At 67.0% G+C, this 11,712-nt stretch carries 15 protein-coding genes; all 15 read left to right on the top strand.

Going from position 1 to position 11,712, the window contains the following annotated elements; all coding sequences use genetic code 11:
* Window positions 1-3,843 (top strand): DUF6531 domain-containing protein (locus ACWEBX_RS34205; RefSeq protein WP_451888650.1); only part of this gene is annotated, 3,843 nt, incomplete at its 5' end.
* Window positions 3,844-4,055: 212 nt separating this feature from the next.
* Complete coding sequence (locus ACWEBX_RS34200) at window positions 4,056-4,391, top strand: hypothetical protein (protein ID WP_451888649.1); 336 nt, start codon at window positions 4,056-4,058, stop codon at window positions 4,389-4,391.
* A 125-nt stretch (window positions 4,392-4,516) separates the two neighbouring features.
* On the top strand, window positions 4,517-4,996 hold the full coding sequence (locus tag ACWEBX_RS34195) for a hypothetical protein (RefSeq protein WP_451888648.1): 480 nt from the start codon (window positions 4,517-4,519) through the stop codon (window positions 4,994-4,996).
* Between the two features lie 240 nt (window positions 4,997-5,236).
* Window positions 5,237-5,710 carry a hypothetical protein gene (locus tag ACWEBX_RS34190; RefSeq protein ID WP_451888647.1) on the top strand — a complete coding sequence of 158 codons (474 nt, stop codon included), beginning with the start codon at window positions 5,237-5,239 and terminating at the stop codon, window positions 5,708-5,710.
* Between the two features lie 536 nt (window positions 5,711-6,246).
* Window positions 6,247-6,555, top strand: a complete 309-nt coding sequence (gene rpsJ, locus ACWEBX_RS34185; protein WP_003948644.1) for a 30S ribosomal protein S10 — start codon at window positions 6,247-6,249, stop codon at window positions 6,553-6,555.
* 17 nt (window positions 6,556-6,572) lie between these two features.
* Complete coding sequence (rplC, locus tag ACWEBX_RS34180; protein ID WP_355987591.1) at window positions 6,573-7,217, top strand: 50S ribosomal protein L3; 645 nt, start codon at window positions 6,573-6,575, stop codon at window positions 7,215-7,217.
* A gap of 4 nt (window positions 7,218-7,221) precedes the next feature.
* Window positions 7,222-7,878: a 50S ribosomal protein L4 gene (gene rplD, locus ACWEBX_RS34175; protein WP_037627000.1), complete on the top strand. Its 657-nt coding sequence runs from the start codon at window positions 7,222-7,224 to the stop codon at window positions 7,876-7,878.
* Window positions 7,878-8,294: a 50S ribosomal protein L23 gene (gene rplW, locus ACWEBX_RS34170; protein ID WP_189190335.1), complete on the top strand. Its 417-nt coding sequence runs from the start codon at window positions 7,878-7,880 to the stop codon at window positions 8,292-8,294. Before rplD ends, rplW begins: the two co-directional genes overlap by 1 nt.
* A 39-nt stretch (window positions 8,295-8,333) precedes the next feature.
* Window positions 8,334-9,170 carry a 50S ribosomal protein L2 gene (gene rplB / locus ACWEBX_RS34165; protein ID WP_153289116.1) on the top strand — a complete coding sequence of 279 codons (837 nt, stop codon included), beginning with the start codon at window positions 8,334-8,336 and terminating at the stop codon, window positions 9,168-9,170.
* A 12-nt stretch (window positions 9,171-9,182) separates the two neighbouring features.
* Complete coding sequence (rpsS, locus tag ACWEBX_RS34160; protein WP_024755409.1) at window positions 9,183-9,464, top strand: 30S ribosomal protein S19; 282 nt, start codon at window positions 9,183-9,185, stop codon at window positions 9,462-9,464.
* A gap of 42 nt (window positions 9,465-9,506) precedes the next feature.
* Complete coding sequence (gene rplV / locus ACWEBX_RS34155; RefSeq protein WP_006604878.1) at window positions 9,507-9,854, top strand: 50S ribosomal protein L22; 348 nt, start codon at window positions 9,507-9,509, stop codon at window positions 9,852-9,854.
* Window positions 9,854-10,684 carry a 30S ribosomal protein S3 gene (gene rpsC, locus ACWEBX_RS34150; RefSeq protein WP_451888646.1) on the top strand — a complete coding sequence of 277 codons (831 nt, stop codon included), beginning with the start codon at window positions 9,854-9,856 and terminating at the stop codon, window positions 10,682-10,684. The genes rplV and rpsC overlap by 1 nt, the downstream gene beginning before the upstream one ends.
* A 5-nt stretch (window positions 10,685-10,689) precedes the next feature.
* Complete coding sequence (gene rplP / locus ACWEBX_RS34145; protein ID WP_010986348.1) at window positions 10,690-11,109, top strand: 50S ribosomal protein L16; 420 nt, start codon at window positions 10,690-10,692, stop codon at window positions 11,107-11,109.
* Entirely contained in the window at window positions 11,109-11,333 is a 225-nt protein-coding gene (rpmC, locus tag ACWEBX_RS34140) for a 50S ribosomal protein L29 (RefSeq protein ID WP_003998824.1), read from the top strand. The genes rplP and rpmC overlap by 1 nt, the downstream gene beginning before the upstream one ends.
* Complete coding sequence (gene rpsQ / locus ACWEBX_RS34135) at window positions 11,333-11,617, top strand: 30S ribosomal protein S17 (RefSeq protein WP_451888645.1); 285 nt, start codon at window positions 11,333-11,335, stop codon at window positions 11,615-11,617. Before rpmC ends, rpsQ begins: the two co-directional genes overlap by 1 nt.
* The last annotated feature ends 95 nt before the right edge of the window (window positions 11,618-11,712 follow it).

Below are 11,712 nucleotides of genomic sequence, written 5' to 3'. Positions count from 1 at the left end.
GACGCCGGTATCCATAACCGGAAGTGGTGGGAGGAGGTCGGGGACTGGTTCTCCGACAACTGGGACACCATCGTCACGGTGTGCAAGGTCGTCGTCGCCGTGGTGGGCATCATCGCGATGATCATCGGAGGGCCGATCCTCGGCGCGATCGTGCTGATCGCCGCGCTCGTCGTCCTCGCCGACACGCTCAATAAATACGCGAAGGGCCAAGCGTCCTTGTGGGATGTGGGCTTCGCGGCCTTGGACTGCATACCCGGGATGAAGGGGCTCACGACCCTCGGGGGCCTGGCCAAGGGCCTCAAGGGCGGCCTGGCGGCGATGAAGGGGCTCAGGGGCGGACTGAAGGGGATGAGCCTGGCGGCGCGAGGGCTCGGCAAGAACGCCCGCGGCATGCTGGCGGACGGTGCGAAGGGCGCGTACAACCGGCTCAAGAACGCAGTCCGCTCCAAGGGCAGCGACCCTGTGGACATGGCTACCGGGGCCATGTTCTTCCCGGAGACCGACGTCAGTCTGCCCGGCAGCCTGCCTCTCGTCTTCACGCGCAGGGCCGCGTCCGACTACCGGACGGGCTGGTGGTTCGGTAGCACCTGGGCCTCCACAGTTGACCAGCGCCTGGAAGTCGACGAAGCCGGCGCCGTACTGGTCACCGAGGACGGATTGCTCCTCACCTATGCGCATCCCGTTGAGCCGCAGCGATCGGTGCTTCCCGAGGCAGGCCCGCGTTTCCCCCTGACCCGTCTCGGCAATGGCCGATACCACGTGGATGACCCGCTCACCGGCATCACTCGTGAGTTCGACGTTCCGATCGACGGCATCGCTCTCCTCAAGCGCCTATCCAACCGCAACGGCGAAACCATCGATTTCGATCACGCCCCTGACGGAACCCCGTTCGCGATCCGGCACTCCGGTGGCTACCGAATCGAGGTCACGGTCACCGACGGTCGGATCACGGCTCTTCACCTTGCGGGCGCGGGCGAGGACGGTTCGAACCTCCTCCTGCGTTCTTACGGCTACTCCGACGGCTGCCTCACCACCGTCGCCAACGCCACGGGCCATCCGATGCGGTTCACCTATGACGAGCGGCACCGCATCACGTCCTGGACCGATCGCAACGGCCGCGGCTACTCATACGCGTACGACACGGCGGACCGATGCGTAGCGGAAGGAGGGGAGGCGGGGCACCTCAGCCTCAGCCTGGACTACGACGGCATCGACCCCGCTTGGCCCGATGCCCGGATCACCACCGTCACCACCGCAGAGGGCGCTGTCAGCCGGTTCGTCGTCAATGACAGGTGCCAGGTCGTCGCCGAGATCGATCCGCTCGGCGGCACGACCCGCACATCATGGGACGAGCACCACCGGCCGACCTCCTGGACGGATCAGCTGGGCCACACCACGAGCAGGAGCTACGACGACCTCGGTCGACTCCTTGAGGTCAGGCGCCCGGACGGTGCACCTGTGCGTCTCGCATACGACACCCGGGGCCACCTGGTCGCCACCGTCCGCCCGGACGGCCAGGTGCTGCGTCGGGAGTACGACGCCCGCGGCAACTGCGTCACGGTCGTCAAGCCCGGTGGAGCAACGACTCGTTACACCTACGACGATGCCGGTCATCTGTCATCGGTGACTGATCCGACGGGGGGCTTCACCCGGGTGCGTTGCGACCCGGCGGGCCTGGCCGAACACGTCACCGATCCCCTGGGCGGTGTCACACGCTACGCACACGACGCCTTCGGCCGCGTGGCGACGGTCACGGATCCCCTGAGCCACATGACCGCCATGGAGTGGGGCGCGGATGGCGAACTGCTGCGGCGCACCGACGCGGACGGGCAGACGGAGGTGTGGACGTACGACGCCGAGGGGAATCGGGTCAGCCACACCGATGCCATGGGAGCTGTGACACGCTTCGAGTACACCTACTTCAATCTGCTCGCGGCACGGACCGGGCCCGACGGCGTCCGCCACTCCTTCGCGTACGACCCCTCCCTGCGGCTGATCAAGGTGGGCCGCCCTGACGGTCGTTACTGGGGTTACGAGTACGACGCCGCGGGGCGACTCGCCTCGGAGACGGACTTCGACGGGCGGGCCAGGTGCTACGGCCGGGATGCCAAGGGCCAGGTCGTCCTGCGCAGGAACGGGCTCGGGCAGACGGTCCGCTTCACCAGGGACACCTTCGGTCGCATGATCGCCAAGGACGTGGACGGTGCGATCAGCACGTATACCTACGACCTGAACGACCGGCTCTGCGAGGCCGTGGGCCCCGACGCCACCGTGGTCCTCCGGCGGGACCCCGAGGGACGCCTCCTTTCGGAGACCGTCAACGGTCGGACCACCACCTTCGTGCACGATGCGGCAGGCCGGTCGCTGAGCCGCACCACCCCCACAGGTGTGATCAGCACGAAAATGTACGACGGCCGTGGCGAGGTCGCCCAGGTTCGTACCGCGGGACACACTCTCGACTTCCGTTACGACGCGGCACGGCGACTGCTCTCCTTCGAGGTGGACGACGCTCTGTCGCTGAGCCGCGGGTACGACCAACTCGGCAGAGTCACAGCGCAGGCGGTTGCCACCGGCGACGGGCGCACCGTGAGCGACCGCTCCTACCACTACCGCGCCGACGGACATCTGATCGGTATCGACGGCCTGAACGGGGAGAGCCGAAGCTTCGAGCTGGATGCCGCCGGTCGTACCACCGCCGTACGGGCCGAAGACTGGACGGAGTCCTACGCGTACGACGAGAACGGCGCGCAGACGGACGCCGCCTGGCCGAGTCGGCATCCCGGCCAGGTAACGGTGGGCCCCCGCGCCCACGAGGGCGGCCGGACCGTCAGGGCGGGAGCCACCCGTTATCGGTACGACGACCACGGGCGGTTGATCCGTCGGCACCACACGCGCCTCTCACGTAAGCCGGAGACCTGGACGTACACGTGGGACGCGGAAGATCGGCTCACCTCCGTGCACACCCCCGACGGGACGCGCTGGCGATACCGCTACGACCCGATGGGACGCCGCATCGCCAAGCAGCGCTTGGCCGTCGAGGGAACCGCCGTGGTGGAGGAGACCCGTTTCACCTGGGACGGAACCAGTCTCTGTGAGCAGGTCACGACTGACGCCGAAGGCACTCAGGCCGTGGCCCTGTCCTGGGAGTACGACGGGCTGCGCCCTGTCTCCCAGACCGAACGCATCCTCACCGCCTCGCACGAGGAGATCGACTCGCGGTTTTTTGCCATCGTCGCCGATCTGGTGGGTGCTCCCACCGAACTTGTCGGTGAGGACGGCGGTGTTGCCTGGCAGGCGCGGAGCACGTTGTGGGGGGTCACTGCCTGGAAGAGCGGAGGCCGCGCCTACACGCCGCTTCGATCCCCTGGGCAGTACTACGACCCTGAGACCGGTCTGCACTACAACGTGCACCGCTACTACGACCCGGAGACGGCCGGCTACGTCAGCCCCGATCCGCTCGGTCTGGGGCCTGCTCCGAATCCCTTCCTCTATGTCCTCGATCCACTTCTCATGGCCGACCCGCTTGGGCTCTACGAGATCGGCAAGCCGGATCCCGCGAGTCAGGCAGGCAATCTGCCGATGCTCGCCGACAAGATCGCGGCGCATGGCGACATCAAGAACAGAGGGATTCCGGGCGTTGACGACCTGGACGTGCCGGAGCACTTGGAGGATCTGATGACCAACTCTCCAGGTATCCGCATGCGAAGCACTCCGTCGGGCAATCCTCGTTTCGCCTGGTGGGACGATGCGACGGGAACGATGCTGATCCGGGAAGGGGACAACGGAACCTTCATGCAGCCCGGTGACGGCTATGAGTACTTCCTGAAGCAACTGAAGGAGTGATGGCGTTGACACGGGCAGAGGGGCCCACCCCGGCGCGGCGGGGCAGGAAAAGGGAACCGCACGACGTGTTCCGATCCGCGCCGGATACGAAGTCCGTGTGGGCAGAATTGTCGGCAGAGGTCATGGAGGCCGTCGCCCGGTGCGACGCGGAGCGTCTTGAGGTGGAGCGGTCCCGGGTCGCACCGCAGCTGCGGGAGAGGATCACGACTCCCGTGTATTCAGTCGCCGATCGGTTCGCGTCCTGGGAGCGTGTGGTGCGCCGGATGGAGCCCGGTTGGTCGAGCGACGACTTCTATCCCATCAGCGCCTACGAGAACGACCTCGACTCCCGTGACTCGCTTGAGCAGTTGATGCTCGGGCTGCCCGCGGAGGCCCGGGAGGGTGCGCTGGGGCAGCTACTGGCGCAGCTGGACGAACGCTTCGCGGCCGCGAGCGTTCCGGATCCGGAGCGATCCCTGCGCGCCTGGGTGCGTCCGACGAAGACGCGTCCCGAGGCGGAACTCGCAGAGTGGTGGAAGCGCAGGCCACTGCGTGATCCGTGGGATTGATTCGGTGACGGGGAATCGGAGGATCGCTGTGGGCGCCGGCACACCCTCGACTACGTGCCGTTCCGGGAGATCACGTACGCGGTCGGCGATGCCCGGCAGGCCGTGCGTCGACGGCGCTGAGCGAAGTGGAGTCGACCGCGGTGCCCGAGTGGGACTGGAAGAGCGGCGAGGGTGTGTCGCATGTCGACGACCCCGCTGCGTGGGACGCCGCGTTCGAGCGGGGTGAGCAGCATCTCGGCACCGCGGTGATCGGGCTGGCCTTCAACTGTTCGCTGGAGGAGGCGTCGCCCCGGATCGTCCGGGCGATGCTGCTGCCGGACCTCGCTCAGCGCGCGTTCGCCTTCACCGCGGCGGGTGCTGCGGCGCGGGTCAACGGCCGGCTGACCCCCGAGCTTTACGCGGCACTGCGCGCGGAGGGGCCCAGAAGCATCGCCGAGTACGCCGTCAAGGACACCTTGACCTTCGTACCGTTCCGGCGGCTGCCCCCGCGGTTCAAGTGGTGGAAGGTCGTCTCGGGGGTGCGCAACAAGCTGGAGAGCTGGTGGCTGCGGTCCGGGGAGACGATCGAGGACGCCTGGAGCGCCCTGCGCCGCCGACGAGGCTGACGCCGGAGCCGCGTCGTGCGGTGCGTGGGACCTTGGCCACGGTCGCCGCACCCCCTGGCCTCTGTGTGAGGGCAGTTCAGTCGCTCGCCGAGAGCGGGATCCCTGAGGCGCACGCGGTTCTGCGAGGGATCGCCACCGGCGCTCCGAGCGAATGGCCAGACCCGTCGCGTCGGCATGCGGCGAAGGAACTGGGCGTCGACGAGGGCGGAGGGGCGGGGTAGGCCGTTGGGACAGGAGAGCATGGCATCTCGGTGGAGCTGGGAAAGCGGCGAGGGTCTGCTGGGTATCGACGACCCAGCCGAGTGGGACGCCGCCTTTGAGCGAGGTGCGGATCATCTCGGTACGGCGGTGATCGGGCTGGCCTTCAACTGTTCGCTGGAGGAGGCGTCGCCTCGGATTGTCAGGGCGATGCAGTTGCCGGACCGCGATCAGCGAGGGTTCGCGTTCACCGCGGCGGGTACCGCTGCCCGACTCAACGGCGAGTTGACACCAGAGTTGTATGCGGCGCTACGGGCGGAAGGCCCCGGCCGTAGGAGCATGGCCGGCAACGCCATCGACGACACTCTCGACTACGTCCCGTTCCGGCAACTGCCGCTGTGGCTCAAGTGCTGGAAGGTCGTGTCCAAGGTGCTGGACAAGCTGGAGACCTGGCGGCTGGAGATCACGTACGCGGTCGGCGATGCCCGGCAGGCGCTGCGTCGACGCCGCTCCTGAGAGCCCGGTTTCCGGTACGCGGTTCCATGCGGTCCATGGCCCGGCCGGGGGAGCGGTGCGGGGAAAAAAGCCCGGGCGGAGGCCCTGGTGGAACCGGGTCGGCGATCCCGGTCGAGCCGGGTTTGATCTGCGTCACCTTAGGGGTACGATCCCTGGCTCGATTGGCCAGGGCGGTGTCCTGTATGGCAGACTAACGGGGTTGCTCGGTCGAGTGCCGATGCTGCGCGCCTCCCGTCGGGAGGACTGGAAGCGAGTCCCACAGTACTCGTCGCCCTACCTGTCGTGAGGCAGCACTGGGGCGGACGTACGGGAATCTTCCGGGAAGTGTCAGCGGGGTGCAGACCAGGCGCCCGGTGGGTGTTCAGCCCCCGGTCCTGCGGTTGCTTTCGGGCGGAGCCGCGTCCCTCGTAGGGAAATCCCTTGTGGATATCTCTGCGGCAGGAGCGCGACACACCCGACCGCGTGGGTCGGAGGCCGGGACGCGAACCCCCGGGTACCAGAGCGTTTTATTCGAGACAAAGGACTACTGAGTAGCCATGGCGGGACAGAAGATCCGCATCCGGCTCAAGGCCTACGACCACGAGGTCATCGATTCCTCGGCGAAGAAGATCGTCGAGACGGTGACCCGCACTGGTGCGTCGGTCGCGGGCCCGGTGCCGCTGCCCACTGAGAAGAACGTGTACTGCGTCATCAAGTCGCCGCACAAGTACAAGGACTCTCGCGAGCACTTCGAGATGCGCACGCACAAGCGCCTCATCGACATCCTCGACCCCACGCCCAAGACCGTTGACTCCCTGATGCGACTCGACCTCCCGGCCGGTGTCGACATCGAGATCAAGCTCTAGGGATCGGTGATCTGAGAATGGCTAAGCAGATCAAGGGCATCCTCGGCGAGAAGCTCGGCATGACGCAGGTGTGGGACGAGAACAACCGTGTTGTTCCCGTCACCGTCGTCAAGGCCGGCCCGAACGTCGTGACCCAGGTCCGCACGAACGACGTCGACGGCTACGAGTCCGTCCAGATCGCGTTCGGCGAGATCGACCCGCGCAAGGTGAACAAGCCCCTCAAGGGCCACTTCGCCAAGGCCGACGTCACCCCCCGTCGCCACCTCGTCGAGATCCGTACCGCTGACGCCAGCGAGTACACCCTCGGCCAGGAGATCACCGCTGAGGTGTTCGAGGCCGGCGTCAAGGTGGATGTGACCGGCAACAGCAAGGGCAAGGGCTTCGCCGGTGTCATGAAGCGTCACAACTTCAAGGGCCTCGGCGCCGGACACGGCGTTCAGCGCAAGCACCGCTCCCCCGGCTCCATCGGTGGCTGTGCCACCCCGGGTCGTGTGTTCAAGGGCGTCCGCATGGCGGGCCGTATGGGCAACGAGCGAGTCACCACCCAGAACCTGACCGTTCACGCCGTTGACGCGGAGAAGGGCCTGCTCCTCATCAAGGGAGCCATCCCGGGTCCGAACGGCGGCCTCATCCTGGTCCGTACCGCGGCCAAGGGGGCTTGAGGACATGAGCACCATCGACATTCTGTCGCCCTCCGGCGACACCGCCGGGACCGTTGAGCTCCCGGCCGAGATCTTCGATGTAGAGAAGATCAGCATCCCGCTGCTTCACCAGGTTGTCGTCGCGCAGCTGGCCGCGGCCCGTCAGGGCACGCACAAGGTCAAGCGTCGTGGCGAGGTCCGTGGTGGTGGCCGCAAGCCTTACCGCCAGAAGGGCACCGGCCGCGCCCGTCAGGGTTCGACCCGCGCGCCGCAGTTCGCCGGCGGTGGCGTCGTTCACGGCCCCACCCCGCGTGACTACTCGCAGCGGACCCCGAAGAAGATGAAGGCCGCGGCCCTGCGCCACGCCCTCACCGACCGGGCCCGCAACGCTCGCATCCACGTCATCACCGGCGTGATCGAGGGCGAGACCCCCTCCACCAAGGCCGCGAAGAGCTTCCTCGGCAAGGTCAGCGAGCGCAAGAACGTGCTCCTGGTCATCGAGCGCTCCGACGAGGCCGCGCTGCTCTCCGCGCGCAACCTGCCCCAGGTCCACATCCTGGAGCCGGGCCAGCTGAACACGTACGACGTTCTCGTCTCGGACGACGTGGTCTTCACCCAGGCCGCTTTCGAGTCCTTCGTGTCTGGCCCCCAGGCCGCTGACACCGAAGGGAGCGAAGCCTGATGGCTACGCGTCACCCGAGCATTGCCTCGAAGGCCGCCAAGGCCAAGAAGGTCGCGCGCGTCGCCAAGGCGAAGCGCCACGAGGCCGAAGGCAAGAACACCGTCGAGACCCCGCTGAGCAAGAGCTTCACGGATCCCCGTGACGTCCTCCTCAAGCCGGTCGTCTCGGAGAAGAGCTACGCGCTTCTCGACGAGGGCAAGTACACCTTCGTCGTGGACCCGCGGGCCAACAAGACCCAGATCAAGCAGGCCGTCCAGGCGGTCTTCTCGGTCAAGGTCACCGGGGTCAACACGATCAACCGTCAGGGCAAGCGCAAGCGCACCAAGACGGGCTTCGGCAAGCGTGCCGACAGCAAGCGCGCGATCGTGACCCTCGCTGAGGGCGACCGTATCGACATCTTCGGCCAGGCCTCCTAACGGAGTGCCCTGGTCCGAATATCGGACGAGGACTGAGAAATGGGAATCCGCAAGTACAAGCCGACTACGCCGGGCCGTCGTGGCTCCAGCGTCGCCGACTTCGTCGAGGTCACGCGGTCCACGCCGGAGAAGTCGCTGGTTCGCCCCCTGCACAGCAAGGGCGGCCGTAACAATTCCGGTCGTGTGACCGTTCGCCACCAGGGTGGCGGACACAAGCGCGCCTACCGCGTGATCGACTTCCGTCGTCACGACAAGGACGGCGTGCCGGCGAAGGTCGCGCACATCGAGTACGACCCCAACCGCACCGCGCGCATCGCGCTGCTGCACTACGCGGACGGCGAGAAGCGCTACATCCTCGCCCCCCGCAACCTGTCGCAGGGTGACCGCGTCGAGAACGGTCCCGGGGCCGACATCAAGCCGGGCAACAACCTGGCGCTCCGCAACATCCCGGTCGGTACCACGATCCACGCGATCGAGATCCGTCCCGGTGGCGGCGCCAAGTTCGCCCGCTCCGCCGGTGCCTCGGTGCAGCTGCTCGCGAAGGAGGGCACGATGGCCCACCTTCGTATGCCTTCCGGTGAGATCCGTCTGGTCGACCAGCGCTGCCGCGCCACGGTCGGCGAGGTCGGCAACGCCGAGCAGAGCAACATCAACTGGGGTAAGGCCGGCCGTAAGCGCTGGCTGGGCGTTCGCCCGTCCGTCCGCGGTGTGGCGATGAACCCGGTTGACCACCCGCACGGTGGTGGTGAAGGCAAGACCTCCGGTGGTCGTCACCCGGTCTCGCCGTGGGGTCAGAAGGAGGGTCGTACTCGTTCGCCGAAGAAGGCTTCGAACAAGTACATCGTCCGCCGCCGCAAGACGAACAAGAAGCGCTAGGAGCGGGTTTAGATGCCGCGCAGTCTCAAGAAGGGACCCTTCGTCGACGGACACCTCGTAAAGAAGGTGGACGTACAGAACGAAGCCGGTACCAAGAACGTCATCAAGACCTGGTCCCGTCGCTCGATGATCATTCCGGCCATGCTCGGCCACACGATCGCGGTGCACAACGGCAAGACCCACATCCCGGTGTTTGTCACCGAGTCGATGGTCGGCCACAAGCTCGGCGAGTTCTCGCCGACGCGCACCTTCCGGGGTCACGTCAAGGACGACCGGAAGTCGAAGCGCCGCTAACGCGGGGTGGAATCGACCATGACAGACACTGGAAGGACAACCATGGAAGCCAGGGCCCAGGCGCGGTACATCCGCGTCACGCCCATGAAGGCCCGCCGAGTGGTGGACCTTATCCGTGGCATGGATGCCACGGAGGCTCAGGCGGTCCTGCGTTTCGCCCCGCAGGCCGCGAGCGTGCCCGTCGGCAAGGTGCTTGACAGCGCCATCGCCAACGCCGCACACAACTACGACCACACCGACGCCGGCAGCCTCGTCATCTCCGAGGCCTACGTCGACGAGGGTCCGACCCTGAAGCGGTTCCGTCCGCGCGCCCAGGGCCGTGCCTACCGGATCCGCAAGCGGACCAGCCACATCACCGTGGTCGTCAGCAGCAAGGAAGGAACCCGGTAATGGGCCAGAAGGTTAACCCGCATGGGTTCCGGCTCGGCATCACCACGGACTTCAAGTCCCGCTGGTACGCCGACAAGCTGTACAAGGACTACGTCAAGGAAGACGTCGCCATCCGTCGGATGATGACGTCCGGCATGGAGCGCGCCGGCATCTCGAAGGTTGAGATCGAGCGCACCCGTGACCGCGTGCGGGTGGACATCCACACCGCCCGTCCCGGCATCGTCATCGGCCGCCGTGGCGCCGAGGCCGACCGCATCCGCGGCGACCTCGAGAAGCTCACGGGCAAGCAGGTCCAGCTGAACATCCTCGAGGTCAAGAGCCCCGAGACCGATGCTCAGCTGGTTGCCCAGGCCGTTGCCGAGCAGCTCTCCTCCCGCGTCTCCTTCCGTCGCGCCATGCGTAAGAGCATGCAGGGCACGATGAAGGCCGGCGCCAAGGGCATCAAGATCCAGTGCGGTGGCCGCCTCGGCGGCGCCGAGATGTCCCGCTCGGAGTTCTACCGCGAGGGCCGTGTGCCCCTGCACACGCTCCGCGCGAACGTCGACTACGGCTTCTTCGAGGCCAAGACGACCTTCGGCCGCATCGGTGTGAAGGTCTGGATCTACAAGGGCGACGTCAAGAACATCGCCGAGGTCCGCGCCGAGAACGCCGCTGCCCGCGCCGGCAACCGCCCGGCCCGTGGCGGCGCTGACCGCCCGGCCGGCCGTGGTGGCCGCGGTGGCGAGCGTGGCGGTCGCGGTCGCAAGCCGCAGCAGGCTCCGGCTGCCGAGGCCCCCAAGGCCGACGCTCCCGCCGCCGCTCCGGCTGAGAGCACCGGAACGGAGGCCTGACCGACATGCTGATCCCCCGTAGGGTCAAGCACCGCAAGCAGCACCACCCGAAGCGCCGTGGTCAGGCCAAGGGCGGTACGCAGGTTTCGTTCGGCGAGTACGGCATTCAGGCCCTCACGCCGGCGTACGTGACGAACCGCCAGATCGAGGCCGCTCGTATCGCGATGACCCGCCACATCAAGCGTGGCGGCAAGGTCTGGATCAACATCTACCCGGACCGCCCGCTCACGAAGAAGCCTGCCGAGACCCGCATGGGTTCCGGTAAGGGTTCGCCCGAGTGGTGGATCGCGAACGTGCACCCGGGCCGGGTCATGTTCGAACTGTCCTACCCCAACGAGAAGATCGCCCGTGAGGCCCTCACTCGCGCAGCCCACAAGCTGCCGATGAAGTGCCGGATCGTCAAGCGCGAGGCAGGTGAAGCGTGATGTCGGCCGGTACCAAGGCGTCCGAGCTGCGCGAACTGGGTGACGAGGAGCTTCTCGCGAAGCTCCGCGAAGCCAAGGAAGAGCTGTTCAACCTCCGCTTCCAGGCGGCGACCGGTCAGCTCGAGAACCACGGTCGGCTCAAGGCCGTCCGCAAGGACATCGCGCGGATCTACACCCTGATGCGTGAGCGCGAGCTGGGCATCGAGACGGTGGAGAGCGCCTGATGAGCGAGAGCAACGTGACTGAGCAGAAGACCGACCGCGGTTTCCGCAAGACCCGTGAGGGTCTGGTCGTCAGCGACAAGATGGACAAGACCGTCGTCGTCGCTGTCGAGGACCGCGTGAAGCACGCGCTGTACGGCAAGGTCATCCGCCGTACGAACAAGCTCAAGGCCCACGACGAGCAGAACGCCGCCGGCGTCGGCGACCGTGTCCTCATCATGGAGACCCGGCCGCTGTCCTCGACGAAGCGCTGGCGCATCGTCGAGATCCTCGAGAAGGCCAAGTAAGTTCCTCAGGAACCTTCCTGAGGTCGGTTCCGCCAGGCTCGGGGCGGGGTGGCGTTGTGGGTTCCCGCCCCGGGGCCCGGCCGACCAACAAGATC

This window comes from Streptomyces sp. NPDC005070, from assembly GCF_053600395.1.
The sequence above is the reverse complement of the archived record's forward strand: the minus strand, read 5'-3'. Positions and strand labels throughout refer to the sequence as shown.